Origin of the sequence: Streptomyces sp. NPDC051064 (assembly GCF_044455985.1) — a bacterium.
Classification (GTDB): Bacteria; Actinomycetota; Actinomycetes; order Streptomycetales; family Streptomycetaceae; genus Streptomyces.
This window is the reverse complement of record NZ_JBITFK010000010.1, coordinates 91,904-115,874: the sequence shown is the minus strand read 5'-3', so window position 1 is coordinate 115,874 and position 23,971 is coordinate 91,904. Positions and strand designations below refer to the sequence as shown.

Genomic DNA, 23,971 nt, shown 5'->3' with positions numbered 1-23,971 from the left:
AAACCCCAACCCGCCCCACCACGCTCCTAAAGCGGGTGTCGCAGGTTCCAATCCTGCCGGGGCACAGGAAAAGGGCCAGCTCAGGAGGGTTTCCTCCCAGGCTGGCCCTTCGTTGTGTTCGGGGGTTGATCGCTACTCCGTGACGAAGGGGGCGTAGCCGTCTGGCACCTCGCTGACTTGCAAGTCCGAGAACAGCAGGGTGAGACGGTGTGCGTTGGTCTCGATGCGAACCTCATGGAAGTCGATCCCGACGGCTTGCGTCCAGCGGCGGGTCGCTTCCGACGCGGGGAGAACCTTCGCGCCTGGGTACAACACAGGCCGCTCGGGCACGTCGTAGCGGTCTGCGCCCTTGACCCGGCAGGGATTGCGGCGGATCAGTTCGTCGTCAACGGGACGGTCATCGACATCGCCTCCCTGCGCGTAGTCGGCTGGGCAACCGCCGATCACCTGCGAACCGAGCTGGTGGCCGAGGCGCTGACAGCCGCCTGCCGGCAGCGTCGCCCCACCCATTCCGTGATCTTCCATTCGGATCGCGGCTGTCAATACACGAGCCAGCAATTCGCCGTTCTGGCAGCCTAGTTCGAGGTCCGACTGTCGGTCGGCCGCACTGGTCAGTGCTGGGACAACGCGCTCGCGGAGTCATTCTTCTCGACCATCAAACGCGAACTGCTCGGCACCTCCGCCTGGCCCAGCCGGGCCACCGCCCGCACCGCGATCTTCGATTTCATCGAGGGCTGGTACAACTTGCACCGATTGCACAGCAGCCTCGGCTACCTCAGCCCCGCCGAGTACGAGACCGCACTCGCAGCCTGACCACCACACCAAAGGTGTCCGTCAAAGCGGAACAAGCTCAGAGGGCGTGCTGTACAGCAGTGGAGTACAGCAACCAGCTCGACCGTTCATGCACCCTGCGGGCTGTCTGGGCTGCACGCAAGAGAACGGCCCTGATTCACCTGGCCAAGGGCCGCTCATCTGCGGTGGGTGGCGGATGTGAACCCCCCGGTGACATCTCCTGACGCACCGGTTCCCAAGATCACTTAAAGATGAAATCCGCACAAGCGACGATCGCGGACAGCACCCCTACTGCGACACCCAGGGATGCACTCATCTGCTGCCTGTCCTGCGTAAGTACGGTGCTTGGCCCCTGCCCCTCCTCGCCTGCTCCACGCATTGCCTTCAAGCCCTGCCACTTGTGCTCCCGGATCCAGCAGCCGCGCAACAGGCCGTGAGCGTTGTTGCGGCATCTCCCCTGGCGGCCCATGGCTATGCACCTCAACGGCGCGGATAGCAGAAAGTAGAGGACCGATGCTCCTGCTACCACGACGAACACCACCGGCCCGATGACGTTCGCAGCCCAAGCCAAGATCCCCAATACGAGGATCACGACTCCCCAATGCTTCTTTAAGAAGTCCCATAACCCGCCCATACGCATGGACTGTAGGAGGTTCTTGGCGGTGCCGGTAGTGCGCCTGATGGGGCCGACTTGGCGCTCCGCCGGGCTTTGGACGCATGCCATAACCGAACGCGGGTCGTGCCAGGTGAGTGCCCAACTGCGTGACAACGCAGTCGGACGGAGGCGGACGCCAGCGCACGCCGAAGGACGATCGCAGCAGCTCACAGGGGGGCGGGCCCGAGGTCGAGCACTCCCCCAAGTTGCTTCGGGACGAAGCGGTCCAGTCCCTGTGCGGTGTCCACGAACGGCACGGCAGTGGGGCTCTCCGGGGCACGAGCCGCCGCGTTTCACGCTCCTCGGTAGCATCCCGGTCCCCTGAGGTTGTGGCCATGCCGAGGAGCAGGCTAGGTCCCGTCTTTCGGCGGGGTTGCTCGCAGACGGGCCCGGTGGCTGGCGACGTTGAGACGATTGCCGCATACCTCGGGCATGCAGTACCGCCGGCGTCCGGCCTTGCTCGTGTCCACGAAGACGCCCTCGCAGTCGGGTGAGCTACAGGGCCGGAAGCGGTCATGGTTCAGGGATTGCAACGTGCCGAGCAGTCCCGTGCCGATGACGGCGGCCATCCGGTCCGCGATCGAGGCGTTGGATGGCACGGCAACGCACCATTGCCAGCGGTTTGCAGCGTCACGGCAGAGGGTCGGGCCGCTCCCTGCTCTCCGGACGAGTGCAGTTGCGGCATCGACCATCTCGGCAGGTGTGGCTAGTTCCAGGACGTCTCGTACCTCCTGGCGGAGGACGTGCACCTGGTCCACGTCGCTGTCGGCCAGCTCTCGTTCGTGCGCCGCTTCATCTGCATCCATGCCGTGATCGTTGAGGAACCGCCCCAGGGCATCGGGGCTCGGAAGTGCCTCTCCGGTGCTCTTTCGCACTTGGGGCGAGGTATTGACGAGGTCGGTCGCCATCCCCGCCCCCAGCTTGTAATCGGAGAAATCGACGTACACACCTTACTCCTCTGCTACGGTAACCGGAGTAAGAAATTATACCCATTACGCTGGAGGGATCGACGGTGCGCACATCCATAGAGGCCGAGCATTGGGGACTACCCGACCGGATCCGCGTATCCGGCGGCGAGGTAGCGGCCAGAACCTTCGGAGAGGGGCCACCGGTCGTCCTCGTCCACGGCACGCCGGCCTGGTCGTACCTGTGGCGCAAGGTCGTACCGGTCCTAACTCGCCAACACACCGTCTACGTCTGGGACCTACTTGGCTTCGGCGACTCCCGAGCCGCCCCAGGTATCGCCCCCTCAATCGCCCAGCAGGCCCACACCCTGGCCGAACTCATCGAACACTGGGGCCTTCACGCGCCCAGCCTGGTCGGACATGACATCGGCGGGGGCATCGTGCTGCGAACCCATCTGATCGAACGGATCCCCGTCCACAGCCTCGCGCTCCTGGACGCCGCCGTACTCGGCCCGTGGAACACACCGTTCACCGAACACCAGCAGCGATACGAGGACGCCTACCGCACCATGCCGGCCCACATCTTCAGCGACATCATCTCCGCACGCCTGCATACCGCCGTCCACCAACCCATGGACGACGCCACCGCAACCGCCTACCTCGCCCCGTGGGCCGGCGAAACCGGACAGGCGCGCTGGCTCGACCAAGTGTCCGCCGTCACCTTCAGCGACACCATTGACGTCGTCGACCAACTGGACAGGATCTCCACTCCCACCCTCGTCCTCTGGGGTGAAAACGATGAGTGGCTCGCGCCGGCCACCGGGGACGAACTCACCGCCGCAATACCCGGTGCCTGCCAAGCCGCCATCGTCCAAGCGGGACACTTCCTCACCGAGGACAACCCACACGACGTCGCGCATGCGCTCCTACAGTTCCTCGGATCCACACCGCGGACATGACCACACTCAACTCCGACACGCGCACAAGCTGCCTTCGATTCAGGCGACATGCACTGCCGAAGACAAAGCAGTTTGGGCGGGCAGCAGCACGGCTGGCCGACGGGCGTCGGTACAGCAGCGAAGTACAGCAACCTCGCCGACCGTTGGCAGCCACAGGCCCCTGTGGTCATCGCTCGCGGCTCGGCCACGGTGGACAGCCGCAACAACCTCGCTGGCGCCTACGAGACGGCCGGGGACCTGGGGAAGGCCATCCCGCTGTGCGAGACCACGCTCACCCAGTGCGAGCAGGTCCTCGGCAACACCCACCAGAAACCGACAGCACCTCGCACCGTCCGCCTTAACCCGCACCGGCCTACATGACCTTCAATGGCCGATCTCTGTAGAGCTAGGGATCAGGAGGTCACCAGGTACAGCCGGACGTGCGCTTCGTACTTGTCGTACGTGCTGAGCTTCCGCCGAGGCTTCACCACATTGGCCAACCGATAGGGCAGCCACTCGGAGAGGCTGGACCCCTCGGGGGCGTGCCGTAGCGAAGGAAACGGCTCAGGGCAGCCATTGCGAGAGGTTCGGTTTCCCTACCTGACCTCGATCATCCGCTCGCACGTCGGCCGAGGCCGGCGGCGTACGCAGAACGAGCACCGCCATGTCGTCGTGGCCGTCACTCGGGTGATGATCGGCCAGGGCGGCACACAGTTCGTGGACCGAAGCCCGAGCGTGGCGGTTGGCGGTCGCGGCGAGTGAGTTCAGCCCTTGTTCCAGCGGCTCGTCGTGGTGCTCGACGACGCCGTCGGTGTAGAGGATGACGGTGCTGTTCGCCGGTAGCGCGAAGGAATGGTCAGGCCGTGGCAGCGTGGCGTCCACCCCGAGGGGCAACCCGGGATCCGCGTCGAGGTAGCGCGTGGTGCCGTCAGGCAGCAGGACGAGGGGCGGTGGGTGGCCGGCGCTGGACCAGTGCAGGGTCCAGCGCCGGCGGCCGCCTCAGCTGGGCGCGGGCGGTGTAGAGGGCGGCGGTACAGTCGGCGGGCCGGAGCCGATGATCAGGCGTCATGTATCTCGCTCACGCCGTGGCCTCCGGAGCGATCTCCTCGATCAGGCCCTCGACCAGTGCCTTGATCTCGTCGCGGATGGGGCGGACGGCTTCCACGCCCTGACCGGCCGGGTCTTCCAGCTTCCAGTCGAGGTAGCGCTTGCCCGGGAAAACGGGGCAGGTGTCGCCGCACCCCATCGTGATGCACACGTCGGACTCACGGACCGCGTCGATGGTGAGGATCTTCGGAGTCTCGGCCGAGATGTCGATGCCGACCTCGGCCATCGCTTCGACGGCGGCGGGGTTCACGGCGTCGCCGGGGTTCGAGCCGGCGGAGCGGACCTCGACGCGGTCCCCGGCCAGGTGAGTCAGCCAGGCGGCCGCCATCTGGGAGCGGCCGGCGTTGTGGACACAGACGAACAGGACGGACGACTTGCCGGAAGACTCGGCCATGATGATCGTTTCTCTCGTCGCACGGCGGGACCAACCGCCTATGACCTCAGTCCCCGCTGGTATCAGCGAGTGATGATGTGACAGTATCAGCGCATGCTGACTTCAGCCGATCCTGATCTGATCCGGGTGCTGGGCGATCCGCTCCGCCTCCGGATCGTGACCCTGCTGGCGCGCGAGACGCTCTGTACGACGCACCTGGTCGAGGAGACCGGCGCGAAGCAGACCAACCTGTCCAACCACATGAAGGTCCTGCGCGAAGCCGGCGTGGTGGAGACCGAGCCGTGCGGCCGCTTCACCTACTACAAGCTGCGCCCCGAGATCCTCGCCCGCCTCTCCGACCAGTTCGCGGCCCTCGCCGAGTCCGCTCGCACCGCTTCAGAGAACAAGAGGGCCTGCCCGTGACCTCCGCCGAGCCCACCACGGCCCCCACGGGCACATCACCGGAGGCCGGAGCGGACGACTCGGTCGTCAAGAAACTCTCCACTCTCGACCGCTACCTCGCGGTGTGGATCCTCATCGCCATGGCTGTCGGTCTGGGCCTGGGGCGCCTCGTCCCGGGCATGAACGACGCGCTGGCGAAGATCGAGATCGGCGGGATTTCCCTGCCGATCGCAATCGGCCTGCTCGTGATGATGTACCCGGTGCTGGCCAAGGTCCGCTACGACAAGCTCGACCGCGTGACCAGCGACCGCACGCTGATGGTGTCCTCGCTGGTCATCAACTGGGCCGTCGGCCCCGCCGTCATGTTCGCCCTGGCGTGGATCTTCCTGCCCGACCTGCCCGAGTACCGCACGGGACTGATCATCGTCGGTCTCGCCCGCTGCATCGCGATGGTCATCATCTGGAACGACCTCGCCTGCGGCGACCGCGAAGCTGCTGCCGTCCTCGTCGCATTGAACTCCGTGTTCCAGGTCATCATGTTCGGTGTGCTGGGCTGGTTCTACCTGGACCTGCTGCCGCAGTGGCTGGGCCTGGGCAACGGACAGGGCCTCGAGGTCCCCGTGTGGCACATCGCGCTGAACGTCATCGTCTTCCTCGGCATCCCGCTCCTGGCCGGCTTCCTCACCCGCCGCATCGGCGAGAAGAAGATGGGCCGCGAGTCCTACGAGACGAAGTTCCTGCCGAAGATCGGTCCCTGGGCGCTGTACGGGCTGCTGTTCACGATCGTCATCCTGTTCGCGCTCCAGGGAAAGACGATCACCTCGCAGCCCCTGGACGTCGTACGCATCGCCCTCCCCCTGCTGGTGTACTTCGCGGTCATGTTCTTCGGCTCCTTCCTCCTCGGTAAGGGCCTGGGCCTCGCCTACGACCGTACGAGCACCCTCGCGTTCACCGCGGCGGGTAACAACTTCGAGCTGGCCATCGCCGTTGCCATCGCCACCTTCGGCGTCACCTCCGGGCAGGCGCTGTCCGGCGTGGTCGGTCCGCTGATCGAGGTGCCCGTCCTGATCGGGCTCGTGTACGTGGCGCTGGCCTGGCGCAAGAAGTTCACCCCTGCAGCCCTCACCACATCAGGGGAAGAATCCTGATGCACTGCCTCGACTGCCGCACCGCAGGGACGAACAGTCCCACCATCGGCGTCTGCCAGGAATGCGGAGCCGGGGTCTGCGCGCTACACGCCCGCATCGCACCCCGGAGTGTGCGGCTCGGCAGCCCGCTGGGAGCTCCAGGTGAAATCGGAGCTGCATCTGTCTGCCTGGTCACGGTGTCAGGACCGCCGCGCCCGGCGCCTCGGCTGCGGCACGCACCGGGCACAGCACACCCGGCGAGGGGGCCCATGGGAAGGCGGAGGACCCCGGAAGTGGGGCCTGGGTCCTCCGCTGCGATTTCGCCCTGTGGGTTCAGTGGCTGGTCAGTTCGCCTGTGAGTCTGCCGTGGAGGTCGGCACTGGAGTCGTTCAAGCCGATGATCTCCACCGTCTTACCGCGCTGGGCGTACTTGGTCTCGATGGCGTCCAGGGCGGCGGACAGGTCGATGACGATCTTGTCGGGGTCGCCGGCGTAGTTGAACTGGCCGACGAGGTCGTTGGAGGAAGGCAAGAACAACTCGCCTGTCACGGCGTATACCGCGCTGGTGCCGTCGGGGCCGGTGACGGCCGTGACGCGGGAAACACCCTCGGTCTCGCGGCGCGGCTCGGTCTCGACATGCCGGTCCTGGAGACCGCAGACTTCCTCATCCACCGCGTATCGGCCCGCGACCGCCCAGGCTGTGGCCGACCTCGTCCGCGCCACCCTCGGCCCGCTCCTCAGAGAGCAGCATCTCGGCACGCCGGTTGACGAGGTGGCGAAAGTCGCCCGCCGCTGCGGGCACCGGGGTGCCGACGGCAGGAAGCTGTGACAGAGAGTGGCGTTGAGACGCCCCCGGTGGACCCGGCGACGGCCGACTTCCTCAAGGCCCTGGCCGGCGAAACCCGCCAGAAAATGATGCAGCAGCCAGGCGTACCTGGCGCGCTGCCGCCCGCCCGAATGCACCGACTGACCTACAGCCGCGGACCGGAGGTCAGCTGCGCAGGTCGAGCATGGCGGACATGGCCGCCACGACGGACGGGGCGACCTGGTAGTAAACCCAGGTACCACGCCGTTCCGAGGTCAGCAGCCCGGCCTCACGCAGCTTCTTCAGATGGTGGGACACGGTCGGCTGGGAGACGCCGACGTCCTGGATGTCGCACACGCACGCCTCGCCACTGGGATGTGAGGCGACCCTGGAGAACAGCCGAAGCCGCACCGGGTCGGACAGCGCCTTGAACATCACGGCCATTTTCTCCGCGTCGCCCTGTGACAGCTCTCCGGCAGTGATCGGGGGGCAGCACGGCACCACAGCATCAGCGTCCAGGACCGGCAGCTCCACAACCTCTGAATTCGACATGCGTCTATATTGACACTCATCGATGCGAGTGGCAAGGTGCAGATATAGACAGCAATCGATACAGCGACCCGGCATGGTCGCCCACTCCGGAGGACATCACCGCCATGACCACCACTGCAGACCTGCCGGTTGTCGTCATCGGCGCCGGCCCCGCCGGACTGGCGGCCGCCGCGCACCTCGTCGAGCGGGGCATCGAACCGCTGGTCCTGGAAGCCGGACCCACCGCCGCCACCGCGGTACGCGGCTGGTCGCACGTGAGGCTGTTCTCCACCTGGAGCGAACTGACCGACCCGGCCGCTGAAAAGCTCCTGGCACCGACCGGCTGGGCCAAGCCCGATGCGGACGCCTGCCCCACGGGCGCCGACTGGACCGCGCAGTACCTCCAGCCACTCGCTGATGCCCTCGGGGACAAGGTCCGTTACGGCGCGAGCGTCACCGGCGTCTCCCTCCTCGGCCGCGACCGGATCGTCGACGCGGACCGCGAGCAGCAGCCCTTCACCATCCGCGTCAAGCTCGCCGACGGCGCCGAGGAGCGGATCCTGGGCCGTGCCGTGATCGACGCGTCCGGCACCTGGTCCACCCCCAGCCCTGTCGGCGCCGACGGCCTCCCCGCTCTGGGCGAACAAGCCGCCTCCGCCCGCATCTCCTACCGCATCCCCGACCTCAAGGACCCCGCAGTCCGGGCCCGGTACGCGGGAAAGCGCACCGCCGTCATCGGCTCCGGTGCCTCCGCGTTCACCGCCCTGGCCGCCCTCGCCGACGTGGCGAAGGATGAACCCGGGACGCGCTCGGTGTGGATCCTGCGCCGCGGCATCAGCGGCTCCACCTTCGGCGGCGGCAGTGCCGACCAGCTCCCCGCTCGCGGCGCCCTGGGCCTGGCCGCCAAGGCCGCCGTCGACCACGGGTACGCCGACGCCGTCACCGGCTTCCGCACCGAAGTCATCGAGCCCACCGGCGACGACCGACTGGTCCTGGCCGGTGAGGACGGCCGACGCCTCGACCCCGTGGACGAGATCATCGTCCTGACGGGGCTGCGCCCCGACCTGTCGTTCCTGTCGGAGCTCCGCCTGGCCCTTGACGAGCGCCTTCAGGCACCGGTGGAACTCGCACCGCTCATCGACCCGAACCAGCACTCCTGCGGCACCGTCCACCCCCACGGCCACCGGGAGCTGTCCCACCCCGAACAGGGCGTCTACCTCGTCGGCATGAAGTCCTACGGCCGCGCCCCGACCTTCCTCGCCATGACCGGCTACGAACAGGCCCGCTCCGTCACCGCCGCCATCGCCGGCGACACGGAGTCCGCCGACCGCGTCGAACTCACCCTCCCGGAGACCGGAGTGTGCGGCGGCGCCGGGCTCTTCGACGACCCGGCCGCCGGTCAAGCCGACGAAGGTGGCTGCTGCGCTCCGGCCCCCGCTCTCGTGCAGCTCGGCGTCGGCGCCGCCCTGCCGGCCCCAACCGCAGAGGGCCCGGCCTCCGGCGGCTGCTGCGGGTCCTGAACCCCGTGTCCCGGCCGGTGCCGGCCGGGGTACGTCCACCCCCTGTCAGGAGGATCGTCATGTCACGAGTACAACTCGCCCTGCGCGTCCCCGACCTCCCCGCTTCGATCGCCTTCTACAGCAAGCTCTTCGCGACCGAGCCGGCCAAACTGCGCGACGGATACGCCAACTTCGCCATCGCCGATCCGCCGCTCAAGCTCGTCCTCGTCCAGGGCGCGCCGGACATGGACACACGCATGGACCGCCTCGGCGTCGAAGTCGACACCACCGAGGCAGTCCGGGCCGCCACCGCCCGCCTCACGGACGAAGGGCTGACGACCGACGTCGAGAACGACACCACCTGCTGCTACGCCCTCCAGGACAAGGTCTGGGTCCACGGCCCCGGCCAGGAACCGTGGGAGGTCTACGTCGTCAAGGCAGACGCCGGTCCCATGGCCGAGCGGACGAACAGCACGGGCCCGGCCGCCACCGAGGCAGGCCCGCCCGGACCGGCCGAGGCCGGCTGCTGCCCCTGACCGCCACGGACGCCGCAGGCCGTGACCGGAACAGGAGGCCGGTCACGGCCGCGCGCCGTACCGAGTCACCCTGCGATGCCGCCCCGCCCCGCGTCCCCCAGAACCTCGCCGATCACCCGCCGGGCCGTCTCCGCCATCACCGGGTTCGACGTCCGGTAGTACGAGAGCTCCATGAGCGCGATCGACAGCGCCCAGCCCCGCCCCCGCGCCCACGTCGCCGCGTCCGCCCCCATCCGCGTACGGAAGACCCGCCTCGCCCCGGCCCGCAGCAGGTACCAGCCGGGGATCAGGTCGACCGCGGGGTCGGCCAGGCCCATGCAGCCGAAGTCGATGACCGCGCTCAGCCGGCCGCCCGAGACCAGGACGTTGCCCGGCTGGAGGTCCCCGTGGACCCATACGGCCGGCCCCTGCGGTGCGGGGGCCCGCAGGGCGTCCGTCCACGCGGTGGCCGCTGCTCCCGTGTCGATGACGCCGTGCAGCGCGTCCAGAGCGCCCCGGGTGGCCGTGTCCCGCGAGGCCAGCGTTTCGCTGCGGTAGGCCGGAGGGGCGTCGGCGGTGTCCACACGACGCAGCGCGAGGACGAACTCCGCCATGTCGGCGGCGAATTCGGCACTGCCCGCACCGGGGGCCGGATTGGTGCCGTCGAGCCAGCGGCAGACCGACCAGGACCAGGGGTAGCCCTCGGCCGGCACCCCCTCGGCCAGGGGTGTGGGGACGGCGAAGGGGAGGTGCGGGGCGAGGCGGGGCAGCCAGCGGCTCTCCGTCGCCACGTCCTTCGAACCGCCCTCGATACGGGGCAGCCGTACGGCCAGGTCCCTGCCCAGCCGGTAGATGGCGTTGACCGTCCCGTGGGAGCCGACCGGGTCGACGGGAAGATCCGCCCACGCGGGGAACTGCGCGGCGAGCAGGCGCCGTACGAGCGCTGCGTCGGTCCTGGTCTCATCGGCGTGCATCCGCCCATGCAAGCCGAACCGGGCGGGGGCTGTCGAACGAAATCCGGTGGGCCGCTCCCCCTCGCTGCGGCAGGATCCCTGCCCATGACCCTCGTACTCCCGCCCCGTCTCACCGCGTCCGCCCGGACCCTCCGCGACAGCGCCCGGCGGCGGGGGCTGCGCACCGTGCGGCTGCCGGACCACGAGGTCCCCGAGGGCCTGCGCGGCGGGAGCGCGTATCTGCACGCCGGTCCTTCCTTCGCCGACGCCGTGGCCTCCGCGCTGGGTGTCGCACCGCTCGAGGCTCCCGCCGACTGGCTGGCCCGGCTGCCCGCCGCGTTCGTCCGGCGCGAGATCCGGGCCGTGCCCATCCGTGAGACATACGGGCTGCGCCGCCCGGTCTTCGTCAAGTCGCCGAACGACAAGGGCATCCCGGCGCTGGTATACGCGGACGGCTCCCGGCTGCCGGGGCCGGACGCGGTCGATCCGGAGACGGTGGTGCTGGTGAGCGATGTCGTCGCGTTCGACGCGGAGTACCGGCTGTATCTGCTCGACGGGCAGGTTCACACCGGCAGCCGCTACGCCGTCTCGGGGCGGCTGCACCTGGCGCCGCTGTCCGCCGCCGCCCTCGCGTTCGGCGCCGAACTGCTCGCCGCGGCGGGGCACACCCTGCCGTCCGCGATCGTCGTCGACGTGGGAGTCACCGATGGTGGCCACTGGGCGGTCGTCGAGGCCAACGCCGCCTGGGCCAGCGGCTGTTACGCCTCCGACCCGGACCGCGCACTGGAAGTGGTGCTCAGGGCCGCCGGTCCTGCCGCACACCTGGCGGAACGGGACGCCCCGTTCGTCCGGTGAACCGCGTCAGCGGCAGGAGGCCTTCAGCTGGGCCGCCGCGTGGTGCGCGCCCACCAGCTCCGCGTCACCCCAGTCCCGGCCCCGGTCGACCATCTGCACCGCGAAGGTGTCCCCCTTGACCGGGTAGCTCCGTACGTCGACGGCGGTGCCCCGGTGCTCCGGCTGGTGCACGGCGAAGCCCGTATAGGCCGAGTCCGTGTTGTGCGGGTCGGACAGGACCCTGTAGACGGTCGGATCGCCCGCCACGTCCCGGTCACGGACGCTGCTCGGCACGAAGACCGTCAGGGCGCACTCACGGAAGCCGTCACCGAGGTGCCAGGACCAGACGGCGCTGCTCCCCCGGTCCTGGCCCGGGCTCCCCGACATCGGGACGGCGCTGAACCGGCCGTCGCACGGGCCGCCCGCGAAGCCTCCCGACTCGACGGTGTACCAGCCCGCGTCGCCGTTCTCGAAGCGCCCGCGCTCCGCGTAGTCGCCCGTGGTGCAGCCGGGCCCGGCCCACTCCGTGTAGCGGTAGCGGCCCGTATCGGCAGAGGGCTCCGGTATGCCGTCCCCGGGCCCGCCCGGCCCGATCCGGGTCGGAGCCCCGCCGCCGATCGGTGCCGGTACGGCGCCGGCCCGGCCGGCCGTCTCCGGGCGCGCGCCTCCGGCACCCGTGGCGATCAGCGACACAGCGGTCGCCAGACTGCCCGCGGCCACCACGACTCCCGCCACGAGCAGCGCCTTCCGCCGCCGGGGCAGCGTGGAGAACCGGCCCGTCAGCGTCTCCTGGGCGATCCAGGAACCGCTGCCGCGAGGCGAGCGCTCCACGGAACCGCACCGGGGGCAGACCATGCCCGGCAGCGGACCGATGTGTTCGCCGCCGCGATGTTGGCACCTCATGGCAGCACACCATGCCAGTGCGGCACGCCCGGAGGGAGAGTTCCCGCACTTATTGGCGCAGTTCCTCGGGGCAGGGCGTGCCCGGCTGGAACTGGTACGGCCCCGCCAGGCGGTAGACCCCCGGGCGCGGTGCGAGCAGCTCGGTCCACTCGTCGCCGTCCGCGTCCTCCTCCACCTTGATCAGGCAGCCGTGATCGTTGGTGAACTCCTTCGGAGCGTTCCCGTCCTCCTCCGAACGCTTCTTGGACGCCTCCGTCTCCTGCGGCCGCTCCACTCCCTTGCCCTCCTCGTCGACGACGGCCAGCCACCGGGAGTACGGGATCCGGATCAGGACCCGGCCCGCCGACTGCACACGGATCGTCAGCCTGTCGTCGCCGGCCCGCTCCACCGTCGCGGGCGGATCGGCGAGCGGCACCGGGTCCAGGACCCGGAACACCTTCCAGTTGGCGTCGCTCCAGACCGCCTCCAGATACGGCAGTCCCTTCTCGACGAGCGCGGTCTCCTGCTCGGCCCCCGAGTCCGGCTTCCCGGTGGGCAGCACCACGTAGTGCACGGCCCAGCGGTCCAGCCACTCGCGGTAGTTCACGGCGTTCAGGGTGTCGTCGTAGAAGAGCGGATTGCGCTTCATGTCGGCCTGCCGGTTCCAGCCGCGCGCCAGATTCACGTACGGCACGAGTGCCGAGGCCTCACGGTGGCTGCTGGGGGGTACGACCTCGACCCTGCCCCGCTCCGCCCCCACCCTCTGGAGCTGGTTGACCAGCGGGGCCAGTGAACGGTTCCAGGACGCGTCGGGGGCGGTGCGCACGATGTCGTCGACGCCCTTGAAACCGATCCAGAAGTTCAGCCCCGCGAAGACGACAAGCAGCGCGTACCAGCGCCGGGTGCGCGGAGCCGTGTACGGGAGCGCGGCCAGCAGGACGACACCGGCGAACAGCATCGCCATGCGCGAGACGTTCGAGCCGATCTGCGAGTCGACCACATAGGTCAGCAGCGTCCCGGCGCCGTAGACCGCGGCGGCCGTCCGTACGGTGCGCCAGTCCCGGGGCACCAGGAAGAAGACGAAGACCGAGTAGAGGAACGGCAGTGACAGGGTGCCCAGGGCCATCGGCTGAGTGCCCGAGAACGGGAACAGCCACGAGGACAGGACCACCACCGCGACGGGGGCCAGACCCAGCGCGTACGCCCCGGGGCGCCGTTTGTTCAGGAAGAGCGCCGCGGCGACCACCCCGAGGAAGAGCCCGGCGACCGGGCTGCCCGCCGTGGCGAGCCCGGCCAGCGGCGCGGCGATTCCGGCCTTCGCCCACCGCTTGTAGCGCCAGCGGTGGGGCCAGCAGAAGACGGCGGCGACGGCACCGAGCGCGAACATCATGCCGAGCCCGAACGTCACCCGGCCGGACAGGGCGTTGCACAGGTACGCGAAGACCCCGGCGAGCGCGCACGCGACGGGGTTACGGACCGCGGGCACCCGCACCAGGATCAGGGCGGTGAGCGCCGAGGACACCGTGCCGGCGACCATCATCGTCGACCGGACGCCGAGCACCGACATCAGGTAGGGCGACACCACGCTGTACGAGACCGGGTGCATGCCCCCGTACCAGGCGAGGTTGTACGCCGTCCCGGGGTGGCGGCCGACGAACTCGGACCAGGCGTCCTGGGCGGCGATGTCACCGCCGCTGTTCGCGAAGAAGAAGAACCAGAGGAGGTGCACGGCCGCGGCGACCGCGGTGGTCAGCAGGACGGGGTGGCGCAGGAGACGGCTCCGTATCGAGCTGTCGGCACCGTCGCCGCCACCGGTGGCCTGGGCCGGGATCCGGACCGGGACCGGGCTGCTCTCGGCGGGCGGGCCGGCGTCGGCCCGTGTCGGCTCAGCGGTGGTCACTGCGACTCTCCCCGTCCTCGCCCGGGCCTGCCGAACCGTCCATGTACTGCACGGCCTCATCCGTACTCGGAAGGTCGCGTCCCGGCGCCCGACCGTTGCCTTTGGGACGCTAGCACGCGGCATTTTCGCCGCGCTGCCCTATTGGGGACACGCCCCTGTCCCCGCGAGGGCGAGGACAGGGGGGCGGCCGTCAGGTGATGCGGGTGAGCTTGTCGCCGAAGCCCGGTTCCGTCATCTCGCTCTGCAGGGCGACCGGGGCGGAGACCTCGCCCGTCCCGGTGCCGACCGTCACCTCGCCGACGACGGTGCCCGCCTTCGCCGTGTGGGCGGGTACCTTGCCGCCGTCGGTCAGCTTGAGATCCACCTCGAGCCCGCCCCAGCCGACGGCCTTGAGGTCCTTGGTCGCGACCACGGGCGTCTGCCCGCCGAAGCCGTTGTCGACGTAGCCGACGACCTGACCCTTCTTGACGACGGTGGCGGAGTCGACGCCCTCCTGGGCGGTCTGGATCAGCGCCAGACTGCTCTGCAGGGCACGCTGCAGCTTGGCGTCCAGGGTCCCGTCGACATCGGCACCCATCACCGCGCCGATGATCCGCCGGGTCTTGCCGTCGATGACCGTGTCGGCCGTCCAGATGAGGTTGCCGCCGGCGGGGGTCGACGAACCGGTCTTGATGCCGCTGACGCCGGGCTCCAGCAGGATGTTGTTGTTGTTGTAGATCATCTTGCCGATGCCCGGGATCTCGGCCTGCGGCATGTTCACGATCTCGCGGAAGACGTCGTTCTGCATGACCGCCTTGGCCAGCTTGAGCTGGTCCGCGGGCGTGGACCGGGTGGTGGCCTCGAGACCGCTGGGGTCCGTGTACACCGAGTTCGTCATCCCGAGGTCCTCGGCCGCCGCGTTCATCTTCTCGACGAACGCCTTCTCGGTGTCGGCGTCCCAGCGGGCCAGGAGCCGCGCCACGTTGTTGCCGGACGGGATCATCAGGAGCTGGAGCATCTGACGCTCCGTGTACTTCTGGCCCTCCTTGATGGGCGCCGTCGACTCGTCCGGCCGGTTCGCCTCCTCACCGGCCTTCGCGTCGACCACGATCTGGTCGCCCGCCTGCTTGCCGGTGATCGGGTGGCCCTGGAGGATCACGTACGCCGTCATGATCTTCGCGACGCTCGCGATCGGCGCGGACTTCTCCTTGCCGTACGTGCCGATGGTGCCGACGCCCTCGACCTCGACGGCACCCTGTCCGTCCTCCGGCCACGGCATGTCCAGCTTCTCGCTGCCGAAGGTGTACGTGGGCGAGGCGGAGAGGGTCAGCGTGGGGTCGGGCAGCGGACGCATCGCCTGCGCGATCGCAAAGATGACCAGGACGAGCAGGAGGAGCGGCGTCCAGATCTTCACCCGCCGGACCGCGGTGCGGACCGGGGTCTCCGGGGGCGGCGGGGTGTTCGTCAGCTCGGCGAGCAGGTCGAGCGGCGGCCTGGGCGGCATGGGCTGCTGCCTGGTCCGCTCGGCCTCGGCGAAACCCGCCCCGGGGCTCGCGGGGGTGCCGGGCCCGGCCGCGACGTCCGGGGTGACCGTGGGACCGACCACGGGCGCTCGGCGTACGTCGTCCGAGCGCAGCGGCACGAACTTGCTGGTCCGCTCGGCGGGAGCCTCGGGAACCTCGGAGGCTCCGGAGGCCTTGGCGGCCCAGGAGGCGGGCTTCCGCGCGGCCGTCCTCTCCTTCGGCGGGAGTTTCAGCGCGGTCGTCGGGTGGTCGATCTGCTCGGCCCGCGGCGCCTTGAAGACGGCCGTCGGATGATCAATTCCTCGCCCGTCGGGCGCGTGCTCCGCGGGGGAGGCCTCCTCGCGGGTCTTCGGGACCCGGGGGGCGTCGCCGGAGGCGCGGGTGGCCGGTGCGTCGTCCTCGGCTTCCGCCTCGGGGTCCGCGGACTCGGCGGTGCCGTCGGATGCCTCGGCCTGTGCGGACTCCCCGGCGTCGTCGGACTCCTCGGCGTCGCTGCCGGCCGGGGCCTTGGCGCCGCCGCCGACCGGGGCTTCGGCGTCTTCGCCGGCCCGGGCCCCGGCGGTCGGGGTCACGTCGGCGTCCGCCGGCGTCTCGTCGTCGGCGCTCTCCGCCTTCTCCTCGGTGACGGCCGGAGCCTCGCCGCTGCTCGCGGACACCTTGTCGTTGTCCTCGGACTGCTTGCCCGCACCCTCGGCCGCACTGCTGCGACCTGCGGCTTCCTCGTCGGGCCCGGTCGCCACCCATGCCGCGACAGCGGCACGCAGCCGGGCGTCGGTGGGCGTCGATCCGGCCTCGGACCCGCCATCCGAATCTGCGCCGTCGGCACCGTCGGCGTCGGTGCCCGGTGCCGCGTCCGGTGCGGACGGGGCCTCCGAAGCGGGCCCGGGGGCCTCCTCGCGCTCGGAGCCGGAGTCCGCCTCGGCGTCGGAACGGCCGGAACCGGACTCGACCTCGGCTTCGGCCTCGGTGCCGGAGTCCGGCCGCGCCTCCTCCGAGGAAATCGACGCGGGGGCATCAGGCGCCGCCGTGGCCTCCCCGGCCGCGCCCTCCGCCTTCTCGGCCTCCCCTGCCGCCTTACGGGGCGTAGAGGCCCTCTCAGGGCCCTCTGTGCCCTCCGAGGCGCCGGAGGCGCCGGCCTCCGCGGAGTGCGGCAGGCGGAAGACAGCCGTCTCGCTGTCCTTCCCGGTGCCTGTCGCCCCGTCCGCCGTGCTCCCGTCCGCCACAGTGTCCGGTTCACGGAACACGGCGAGACGCGGATCGCGTTCCTCAGCCGTCCCCGACGACTTCCGCTGCTCCGACTTGTCGGGGGACTCGCCCGCCACCGATACCTCCTTGATGAGCCGCGGGGACATGCCCGCACTGTCCGAACCATCTACCAGTGTCCTGTGTGAACCCTTGACCGAGCCGCTAGACGAGAACGACATACCTAACGGTTCCCTCACAAAGCACCCAGGCACCCTCGACAGACCAATGTGAGAGGGGTCACCCTGTCAGACATCCACGCGGGGAGGCATGGATGGGCAGGAGCCGCAGAACAATTCCGGAGGAGCTTCTGCTGCTCGCTCTGGACCCGACCACGGGTACCACAGCGCAGCCGCAGTCGCTCGACCTCGGCCTGGCCGGGGCACAGCTAGTGGAGCTGGCTCTGGCAGGACGGATAGCCCCTGACGGGGATCGTATCGCCGTGGTGATGCCACGGCCGACAGGAGATCCGACTCTGGACTCCGCACTGGAACTGCTGCGCCGTCGTGGCAGTCCGGTTCGGGCGGTCCACTGGATCGGCGGACCCCGGCTGGGACTTCGCCAGATCTACCTCGCTCATCTGGAGCGGTGCGGCATGGTTCATGCCGTGGCGGGCCAGATGTGCGGAGTGCTGCCGACGACTCGCTACCAGGCGACGGACACGGCAATCAGCCGGGACATCAGAGCCCGGCTGGACAACGCGATCCGCACCGGCGTACCGCCGGACCCGCGGACCGCGGCGCTCGCCGCACTGGCCCACGCGGTCGGACTCGGCAAGCATCTGTACCCCGGGAACGAGGGGCGCTCATCGCGCTCCCGGCTCCGGGACCTGATCAGACACGACCCGATGGGCGGTCTCGTGGCGCATGCCGTGATGGACGTCCAGAACGGCGTGGCCGTCCAGCCACGCCGTAATCAGCAGACGGCGGGCGTGCCGTTGCAGCCGCAAGCACAAGCGCGTCGCGGCAGCATGGCTCACACCTCCGTCCACTGACAGCACGACCGCGCGGACACGTGGCGCGGAGTACCGAATACCGCCGCACCGACGTCCCCATGACCCGGTTCGGGAGCCGCACCAGGCGCGGGGCAGCCGGATCCACCGGCTGCCCCGCGCTTTTGCGTGCGCTGACCGCGTGTGGCCGTTTCCCAGCGCGGCCGGGGCCCCGGGTGGCAATCTGCTGAGCAAGCAGATACGCACAGCTACAACAGCTGCATAGCCGGAGGTGCCGTTCCCGTGCCGACCAACGTCAATCCCACTGTCAGGCGACGCCGGCTCGGCCAGGAACTGCGCCGCCTCCGCGAGATCAAGGGCATGACTGCCGAGGAGGTGGCGGAGCGGCTGCTGGTCTCGCAGTCGAAGATCAGCCGGCTGGAGAACGGCCGCCGCTCGATCAGCCAGCGCGACGTACGCGATCTCTGCGGGGTCTACGAGGTCGAGGACCACCGCGTCGTCGACTCGCTGATGCAGATGGCCAAGGACTCCCGCCAGCAGGGCTGGTGGCACGCCTTCGGCGACATCCCGTACAGCGTGTACATCGGGCTGGAGACCGACGCCGAGTCCCTCCGGGTGTACGAACCCCAGGTGGTCCCCGGACTGTTGCAGACCAGGGGTTACGCGGAGGCTCTGATCAACGGCGCCCTGCCCGAGACACCGCCGTCCGACATCGAGAAGCGCGTGAACGTCCGGGCGCGCCGCCAGGACCGCGTCAACGCCCCAGAGCACCCCTTGCGCCTGTGGGCCGTCATCGACGAGTCCGCCCTGCGCCGACTCGTCGGCGGCAAGCAGGTCATGATCCAGCAGCTGGAGCACCTCATCGAGCAGTCCCAGCTGCCCCATGTGACCGTGCAGGTGCTGCCCTTCGACATGGGGGCACACCCCGGCATCAACGGGCAGTACGCCATCCTGGAATTCCCCGACGCCGCGGACTCCAGCGTCGTGTACATCGAGGGGGTCACCAGCGACCTCTACCTGGAGAAGGCGAACGACGTACAGCGCTACAGCGTCATGTACGAGCACCTGAGGGCGCAGGCGCTGAACGTGGACCAGACCCGCCAGTTCATCGGCGACATCGCCAAGAGCTACACCCGCTGAGAGTCTCCGGGACCCGCCGGAACAGGCCTGCCCGACAAGACCCTTTGTGCGGGAAATGCTGTGATGTAAGCGAGGTGGGGGCGGGACGATACACCGCCACCACCTCGCAGCGGAAGACCCCCATGGAATATGCCATCCGGTCGAGTGAACGGCCCCACCACCACGCGATGTTGGCGAGTAGCGTCGATCACGCCAACAGGAACGAAGTTGGTGCCACTCACATCAACTCTCTGAACCGGAGTGAACATGGCCATTCTTCAGGGTGCTACGGATAACTGGACGAAGTCCTCGTACTCCGGCGGCAACGGCGCGTGCGTCGAAGTGAAGTCACCCATCACGCAGGCCATCGCCGTGCGCGACTCGAAGGCCCCCGAAGGCCCCTCGCTCTCCTTCGTGTCCGGAGCGTGGAACACCTTCGTGCGCGACGTCGCGTCGGGTTCGATCAACGCCTGACCGGTACGCCGGTCCTCACGCGCCCCACCATGGCCGGTCACCGAACACGACCGCCAGGAGCCCTCTCGACTGGCCCGCCGTCCTGGCCGAGGGGGCTCGACCCGCCATCGGAGCCGGCGCCACCGATGGACGTACCGCACACATCACCACGTCAGCATTCGGAACCGACAGCACGCTCCGTGCCATCGGTGCGCAAGCGTCACGTACAGCTTTCCCCCTTCTCCGGCCGCACGGGACCCGCATCCCGTGCGGTCGTTCTGCGTTCTCGGGCGTTCCTGCCTTGCGTCGGTCTCTGCACAGCCTGACGAAGTGCCCGCTCATCGTGTGGCCGCACTCACGTTCACGACAACGCTCCGATAGGCCAAGAACGAGTAAAATCGTTCGACTTACTGATCCGCGTTCACATCCCTGATCGAGAAAACCTTGACCGAGGACCCGGACAGGCGGTTCAATCCCCGAAGTCCCCGTTCCCGCACGGGGCCCGCTGAACGGCCGTACTGACGAAGTGCGTTCCCGTTCACAAGGCGGACCCCTGGAGGGGGCACATGAACAGTCTCGACTGGGCCGTGCTCATCGGCTACTTCGGTGTGATGGTCGCGATCGGACTCTGGTCGCACAAGCGCGTGGACAATGTCAGCGACTTCTTCACAGCCGGCGGCAAGATGCCGTGGTGGCTGTCGGGCATCTCGCACCACATGTCCGGTTACAGCGCGGTGATGTTCACCGGTTACGCGGGTATCGCGTACCAGTACGGCGTCACGTCCTTCGTGACCTGGTCACTGCCGATCGCGATCGGCATCGGCATCGGTGCCAAGCTCTTCGCGCCCCGGCTCAACAGGCTGCGTTCGCGGCTGCACGTGGCCTCGCCGCTCGAATACCTCAAGAACCGCTACAACATCCAGACCCAGCAGGCCCTCGCCTGGTCCGGTCTGCTGCTGAAGATCGTGGACGTCGGTGCCAAGTGGGCGGCCATCGCCACGCTGCTCTCCGTCTTCACGGGCATCACCCTGACCCAGGGCATCTTCATCACGGGCGCCATCACCGCCGTGTACTGCACGGTCGGCGGGCTGTGGGCCGACGCGCTCACGGAGCTCGGGCAGTTCATCATCCAGCTCTTCGCCGGTCTGGCCATGCTGTTCATCGCGATGAGCAAGCTGGGCGGCTTCAGCTCGCTGTGGACGGTCTGGGACAAGCTGCCCGAGGGCCACACGAGCCCGACGGCCGGCCCGTACACGGTGACGTTCCTGCTCGCGTACCTCTTCATCAAGACCTTCGAGTACAACGGCGGCATGTGGAACCAGGCCCAGCGCTACATGGCCACGGACTCCGCACGGTCCGCTACCCGTTCGGCCCGCCTCTCCGCGATCCTGTGGCTGGTCTGGCCGACCGTACTCTTCTTCCCGATGTGGGTCGCTCCCCTGCTCGTCGAGGCCAAGAAGCCTGACGCGTCGGACAGTTACGCCCTGATGACCGAGCAGCTGCTGCCGCACGGTCTGCTCGGCCTGGTCGTCGTCGGCTTCTTCTCGCACACGATGGCCATGTGCTCCTCCGACGCCAACGCCATCTCGGCGGTCTTCACCCGGGACATCGCACCGGTCTTCTCCAAGGCGGCCCGGACGTGGAGCAACCGCAGCGGCCTGCTGGCCGCACGGCTGTCCACGCTCGCCTTCCTCGGACTGTCGATGGCGCTGGCGACCCAGATCAACTCGCCGACGTTCAAGGACATCATCTCGGTCGTCATCAAGTGGGTGGCCGGCCTGATGGGCCCGATCGCGATCCCGTTCATGCTGGGCCTGCTGCGCAGGTTCCGCCGGTCCGGCCCGACGGCGGCCCTCACGAGCTGGGCGGCGGGGCTGCTCGCGTTCTACTTGACCAACTACAACTTCGACGGTTCCGTGAAGACGGATGTCGCCCTGCAGTACCAGGTGGCGCTGCCGCTCGCGATCTCACTGGTGCTCTACATCGTCATCGGGTTCATCAAGCCCGAGGACACTCCGGAGCGCGACGCGATCATCGAAATGATCAACGCGGACGACGGCGGCTCCGCCGGCGGTGCCGCCGCGGCGGCTGTCCCCCTGCAGAAGCCCGGCCCGGAGAGCACGGGAGTTCCGGAGGGCGTGAAGGACTGACCGCCCCTCACGCGGGGGCACCTGAACGGTGGGCGGGCGCGGCGGCGCCCGCCCACTTCTGTCTTCCCGGCCCTCCAGGGGCCTTCGCTCAGTCCCGCGGGTAGCGGGCCAGCCAGCCCGGGGCGACCGCGGTCGGGCTGTGCAGGGCGGGCCCCTGGGTCATCTCCATCGCGAAGTCGTCGGAGAGTTCGAGAAGCGTCGAGCGCCCCTCCAGCTCCGCCAGCCAGGCAGGCGGCAGCGCCGTCTCCCCGTGCAACGCCCCGAGAAGGGCCCCGCAGACGGCCCCGGTGGCAGCGGACGGCCCGGAGTGGTTCACGGCGAGTCGCAAGCCATGACGTACGTCCTCGCCCACCAGCGCGCAGTACAGCCCCACGGCGAGGACCTCCTCCGCGGAGTCGGTGTCGCCCAGCGCCTCGATGAGGGCCGGCCCGGGTATCCCCTGGCGTACGGAGCCGAGGGCCTGCCGGAGCGCCTCGGTGACCTGCTCGTTGCCCGGACGCTCGGCGAGCAGGGCGAGCGCGTGCTGGACCGAGCCGTCCAGGGTCTCGCCGCGGGCCAGCCCGTGCACCATGACGGCGAGGGCTCCGGCGGCGAGCTGAGCGGTGGCGTGGCCGTGGGTGTGGGCGGCGCACTCGACGGCCAGCTGGAGGACGAGCTGGGGCTCCCAGCCGACGAGCAGCCCGAAGGGCGCGGAGCGGGTGAGCGCGGCCGAGTCCCGCGCCGCGGGGTTCTTGGGCACGGCGAGGGTGCCCATCGTGGCGTCACCGAAGCCGACGAGGCACTCCCGGGTCGGGGCGCGGCGGGTGTACAGCCACTCCTCCCTGGCCAGCCAGCCGTTGTCCTTGCGGCGTTCGTCGGGCCCCCAGGCGCTCTGGGTGGCCGCCCAGCGCAGATGGGCGCGGTGCACGTCGGTCGGCGGATGCCAGGCCCCGGTGTCCCGGCGGACCTGGGCCCGGATGAGCCCGTCGACGGTGAAGAGGGTGAGCTGGGTGACGGCGGTGACGGCGCCGCGTCTGCCGTGCGCGGGGACGAAGTCGGCCACCCCGTCCACCCCGTGGGCGGCGCGTATCGCCTCCAGGGTGAGCCCCGAAACACCCGCCCCGAGCGCGTCCCCGATGGCCCCGCCGAGCAGGGATCCCCGTACCCGGCCGCGGAAGTCCTGCTGCTGGGCACGGCCCCAGACAGCTGTGGTCCCTGTGCTCACCGTGCCCCTTCCGTCCGGCCCGCCGCTGCGACTGCGCAAGCACTGTAATCGAACGGGAAGGAGCGGTTCAGGGGCGGAACGGAATGTACGGACTGGTACGCGAGAGCACTTCCGCGCGGCATTCCTCATGGTTTCTGGCCCGTACCCCCGCGGCCGGGAGAGCGCTCCCGGCCGCGGGGGGCGAGGTCAGCCGAACATGCCGGGCCGGTAGTCGCCCGCAGGCTGCTGGACGATGACGTTCAACCGGTTGTACGCGTTGATCACGGCGATCAGGGCCACCAGGGCGATGAGTTGGTCCTCGTCGAAGTGCTTGGCGGCGTTCGCCCACACGTCGTCCGGCACGCCGCCGGCCGCGTCGGCGATGCGGGTCCCCTGCTCCGCCAGCTCCAGGGCGGCGCGCTCGGCCTCGGTGAAGACGGTGGCCTCGCGCCACACCGCGATCAGGTTGAGCCGGAGCGCCGTCTCACCCGCCTCCGTGGCCTCCTTGGTGTGCATGTCGGTGCAGAATCCGCACCCGTTGATCTGGCTGGCGCGGATCTTGACCAGCTCCTGGGTCGCGGCGGGCAGCCCCGAGTCGGTGACCACCTTCCCGGCCGAGTTGATGTGCTTCAGGAAGGTGGCGGCGGCCTTGTTGCCGAAGAGGTCGAGACGAGCGTTCATGATCAGCTCCTGAGCTGTTGCCATCGCTTACACCCCCTCGACGGATCGGCCCCGGCGGAATGTGACATGGCCCCATGTGACCTGGATCTCACGCGGGTCTCACCCCTGGCGTTCCCTGCACTCCGCGACCCGCAGCACGTCCCGCAGCGACTCCGTCGTCCGTACGAGCGCGAACCGCACGGCCCGCTCCCCCGCGGCCTGGTCGGCGAGCACGGACTCGGCCCCGCCGAGCACCTCCTCGCCGCAGGCGATCAGCTCGGCCTCCACCTCGTCGGCCAGGCGCGACAGCCTGCTGCCGGGATCGTCCGTACTCAGGTAACAGGGCCTCCCCTCGGGGGAGTTCCAGGGCAGCAGGCGACGTGGGGATTCGGCCATGGGGGCGCCTCGCAGTGTGGGTGTCTTCCATCGGGTGATGCTCACCGTTCGTACTCCGATGATCACCGTCCGCCCGTAGCCTCGGAAGAGGTGCCT

At 69.4% G+C, this 23,971-nt stretch carries 24 protein-coding genes and 3 pseudogenes; 14 read left to right on the top strand and 13 right to left on the bottom strand.

All coding sequences use genetic code 11. The annotated features are described in order from the left end of the window. Window positions 1-132: 132 nt before the first annotated feature. Window positions 133-495: a hypothetical protein gene (locus ACIBCU_RS31285; protein ID WP_399235776.1), complete on the bottom strand. Its 363-nt coding sequence runs from the start codon at window positions 493-495 to the stop codon at window positions 133-135. Between ACIBCU_RS31285 and ACIBCU_RS31280 the strand changes: the two are divergent. Both ACIBCU_RS31280 and ACIBCU_RS31275 read left to right on the top strand, forming a co-directional pair. Then, a pseudogene (locus tag ACIBCU_RS31280) lies at window positions 442-579 on the top strand (IS3 family transposase); the annotation flags it as partial. The gene ACIBCU_RS31285 and the pseudogene ACIBCU_RS31280 sit on opposite strands and share 54 nt — an antisense overlap. Before the next feature lie 12 nt (window positions 580-591). Next, window positions 592-813, top strand: coding sequence for a transposase (locus ACIBCU_RS31275; protein WP_399235774.1), 222 nt, complete (start codon window positions 592-594; stop codon window positions 811-813). 984 nt (window positions 814-1,797) lie between these two features. On the opposite strand, the gene ACIBCU_RS31270 is transcribed toward ACIBCU_RS31275, so the two are convergent. Beyond that, entirely contained in the window at window positions 1,798-2,394 is a 597-nt protein-coding gene (locus ACIBCU_RS31270) for a CGNR zinc finger domain-containing protein (protein WP_362927912.1), read from the bottom strand. Between the two features lie 65 nt (window positions 2,395-2,459). On the opposite strand from ACIBCU_RS31270, the gene ACIBCU_RS31265 reads away from it, so the two are divergent. Next, window positions 2,460-3,311 carry an alpha/beta fold hydrolase gene (locus ACIBCU_RS31265; RefSeq protein WP_399235549.1) on the top strand — a complete coding sequence of 284 codons (852 nt, stop codon included), beginning with the start codon at window positions 2,460-2,462 and terminating at the stop codon, window positions 3,309-3,311. Between the two features lie 72 nt (window positions 3,312-3,383). Beyond that, window positions 3,384-3,671 (top strand): tetratricopeptide repeat protein, encoded by a 288-nt coding sequence (locus ACIBCU_RS31260; RefSeq protein WP_362927914.1) that lies wholly within the window; start codon window positions 3,384-3,386, stop codon window positions 3,669-3,671. A 183-nt stretch (window positions 3,672-3,854) separates the two neighbouring features. Here the strand turns inward: ACIBCU_RS31260 and ACIBCU_RS31255 are convergent. Then, window positions 3,855-4,286: pseudogene (locus tag ACIBCU_RS31255) on the bottom strand (PP2C family protein-serine/threonine phosphatase); the annotation flags it as partial. 82 nt (window positions 4,287-4,368) lie between these two features. Further along, window positions 4,369-4,791 (bottom strand): arsenate reductase ArsC, encoded by a 423-nt coding sequence (locus tag ACIBCU_RS31250; RefSeq protein ID WP_399235547.1) that lies wholly within the window; start codon window positions 4,789-4,791, stop codon window positions 4,369-4,371. Between the two features lie 93 nt (window positions 4,792-4,884). Here ACIBCU_RS31250 and ACIBCU_RS31245 point away from each other — a divergent pair, with 93 nt between their 5' ends. The 3 genes from ACIBCU_RS31245 to ACIBCU_RS31235 are packed head-to-tail and all read left to right on the top strand — an operon-like array spanning window position 4,885 to window position 6,658. Further along, window positions 4,885-5,193 carry an ArsR/SmtB family transcription factor gene (locus tag ACIBCU_RS31245; protein WP_399235545.1) on the top strand — a complete coding sequence of 103 codons (309 nt, stop codon included), beginning with the start codon at window positions 4,885-4,887 and terminating at the stop codon, window positions 5,191-5,193. Then, window positions 5,190-6,320 carry an ACR3 family arsenite efflux transporter gene (arsB, locus tag ACIBCU_RS31240; protein ID WP_399235543.1) on the top strand — a complete coding sequence of 377 codons (1,131 nt, stop codon included), beginning with the start codon at window positions 5,190-5,192 and terminating at the stop codon, window positions 6,318-6,320. Before ACIBCU_RS31245 ends, arsB begins: the two co-directional genes overlap by 4 nt. Further along, window positions 6,320-6,658 (top strand): DUF2180 family protein, encoded by a 339-nt coding sequence (locus ACIBCU_RS31235; protein WP_399235541.1) that lies wholly within the window; start codon window positions 6,320-6,322, stop codon window positions 6,656-6,658. The genes arsB and ACIBCU_RS31235 overlap by 1 nt, the downstream gene beginning before the upstream one ends. Here ACIBCU_RS31235 and ACIBCU_RS31230 read toward each other — a convergent pair. Both ACIBCU_RS31230 and ACIBCU_RS31225 read right to left on the bottom strand, forming a co-directional pair. Beyond that, window positions 6,633-6,896 (bottom strand): annotated as a pseudogene (locus tag ACIBCU_RS31230) (sodium-independent anion transporter); the annotation flags it as partial. The gene ACIBCU_RS31235 and the pseudogene ACIBCU_RS31230 sit on opposite strands and share 26 nt — an antisense overlap. Window positions 6,897-7,290: 394 nt before the next feature. Continuing rightward, window positions 7,291-7,656, bottom strand: a complete 366-nt coding sequence (locus ACIBCU_RS31225) for a metalloregulator ArsR/SmtB family transcription factor (protein ID WP_362927919.1) — start codon at window positions 7,654-7,656, stop codon at window positions 7,291-7,293. Between the two features lie 104 nt (window positions 7,657-7,760). Here ACIBCU_RS31225 and ACIBCU_RS31220 point away from each other — a divergent pair, with 104 nt between their 5' ends. Together ACIBCU_RS31220 and ACIBCU_RS31215 are read left to right on the top strand one after the other, a co-directional pair. Next, window positions 7,761-9,155 (top strand): NAD(P)-binding domain-containing protein, encoded by a 1,395-nt coding sequence (locus ACIBCU_RS31220; RefSeq protein WP_399235539.1) that lies wholly within the window; start codon window positions 7,761-7,763, stop codon window positions 9,153-9,155. Between the two features lie 59 nt (window positions 9,156-9,214). Beyond that, on the top strand, window positions 9,215-9,670 hold the full coding sequence (locus ACIBCU_RS31215) for an ArsI/CadI family heavy metal resistance metalloenzyme (protein WP_399235537.1): 456 nt from the start codon (window positions 9,215-9,217) through the stop codon (window positions 9,668-9,670). A gap of 65 nt (window positions 9,671-9,735) precedes the next feature. Here ACIBCU_RS31215 and ACIBCU_RS31210 read toward each other — a convergent pair whose 3' ends face one another. Next, window positions 9,736-10,623, bottom strand: coding sequence for an aminoglycoside phosphotransferase family protein (locus ACIBCU_RS31210; protein WP_399235535.1), 888 nt, complete (start codon window positions 10,621-10,623; stop codon window positions 9,736-9,738). A gap of 84 nt (window positions 10,624-10,707) precedes the next feature. Between ACIBCU_RS31210 and ACIBCU_RS31205 the strand changes: the two genes are divergently transcribed. Further along, window positions 10,708-11,457 carry an ATP-grasp domain-containing protein gene (locus tag ACIBCU_RS31205; RefSeq protein WP_362927925.1) on the top strand — a complete coding sequence of 250 codons (750 nt, stop codon included), beginning with the start codon at window positions 10,708-10,710 and terminating at the stop codon, window positions 11,455-11,457. A 6-nt stretch (window positions 11,458-11,463) separates the two neighbouring features. Here the strand turns inward: ACIBCU_RS31205 and ACIBCU_RS31200 are convergent, their stop codons facing one another. From ACIBCU_RS31200 to ACIBCU_RS31190, 3 genes are all read right to left on the bottom strand, one after another. Next, window positions 11,464-12,291 (bottom strand): adhesin, encoded by an 828-nt coding sequence (locus ACIBCU_RS31200; RefSeq protein ID WP_362928018.1) that lies wholly within the window; start codon window positions 12,289-12,291, stop codon window positions 11,464-11,466. Window positions 12,292-12,388: 97 nt separating this feature from the next. After that, on the bottom strand, window positions 12,389-14,218 hold the full coding sequence (locus tag ACIBCU_RS31195; RefSeq protein WP_362927926.1) for an MFS transporter: 1,830 nt from the start codon (window positions 14,216-14,218) through the stop codon (window positions 12,389-12,391). Between the two features lie 190 nt (window positions 14,219-14,408). After that, the gene (locus ACIBCU_RS31190; protein WP_399235532.1) at window positions 14,409-17,072 is read right to left on the bottom strand and encodes a serine hydrolase; all 2,664 of its coding nucleotides are present in this window, start codon (window positions 17,070-17,072) and stop codon (window positions 14,409-14,411) included. A 164-nt stretch (window positions 17,073-17,236) separates the two neighbouring features. Between ACIBCU_RS31190 and ACIBCU_RS31185 the strand changes: the two genes are divergently transcribed. The 4 genes from ACIBCU_RS31185 to ACIBCU_RS31170 all read left to right on the top strand — a co-directional run bounded on the left by ACIBCU_RS31185 (window position 17,237) and on the right by ACIBCU_RS31170 (window position 21,636). Next, window positions 17,237-17,956 carry a GPP34 family phosphoprotein gene (locus ACIBCU_RS31185; RefSeq protein WP_356709848.1) on the top strand — a complete coding sequence of 240 codons (720 nt, stop codon included), beginning with the start codon at window positions 17,237-17,239 and terminating at the stop codon, window positions 17,954-17,956. Between the two features lie 240 nt (window positions 17,957-18,196). Further along, complete coding sequence (locus ACIBCU_RS31180; protein ID WP_362927928.1) at window positions 18,197-19,054, top strand: helix-turn-helix transcriptional regulator; 858 nt, start codon at window positions 18,197-18,199, stop codon at window positions 19,052-19,054. Window positions 19,055-19,300: 246 nt separating this feature from the next. After that, a complete protein-coding gene (locus ACIBCU_RS31175; RefSeq protein ID WP_362927929.1) occupies window positions 19,301-19,507 on the top strand; it encodes a DUF397 domain-containing protein in 207 nt (68 codons plus the stop codon). A gap of 545 nt (window positions 19,508-20,052) precedes the next feature. After that, window positions 20,053-21,636 (top strand): sodium:solute symporter family protein, encoded by a 1,584-nt coding sequence (locus tag ACIBCU_RS31170; RefSeq protein ID WP_362927930.1) that lies wholly within the window; start codon window positions 20,053-20,055, stop codon window positions 21,634-21,636. 88 nt (window positions 21,637-21,724) lie between these two features. Here ACIBCU_RS31170 and ACIBCU_RS31165 read toward each other — a convergent pair whose 3' ends face one another. The 3 genes from ACIBCU_RS31165 to ACIBCU_RS31155 all read right to left on the bottom strand — a co-directional run bounded on the left by ACIBCU_RS31165 (window position 21,725) and on the right by ACIBCU_RS31155 (window position 23,875). Next, on the bottom strand, window positions 21,725-22,840 hold the full coding sequence (locus ACIBCU_RS31165; RefSeq protein ID WP_362927931.1) for an ADP-ribosylglycohydrolase family protein: 1,116 nt from the start codon (window positions 22,838-22,840) through the stop codon (window positions 21,725-21,727). Between the two features lie 186 nt (window positions 22,841-23,026). Then, window positions 23,027-23,500 carry a carboxymuconolactone decarboxylase family protein gene (locus ACIBCU_RS31160; protein ID WP_399235528.1) on the bottom strand — a complete coding sequence of 158 codons (474 nt, stop codon included), beginning with the start codon at window positions 23,498-23,500 and terminating at the stop codon, window positions 23,027-23,029. A gap of 99 nt (window positions 23,501-23,599) precedes the next feature. Further along, window positions 23,600-23,875: a hypothetical protein gene (locus ACIBCU_RS31155; RefSeq protein WP_399235526.1), complete on the bottom strand. Its 276-nt coding sequence runs from the start codon at window positions 23,873-23,875 to the stop codon at window positions 23,600-23,602. Between the last annotated feature and the right edge of the window lie 96 nt (window positions 23,876-23,971).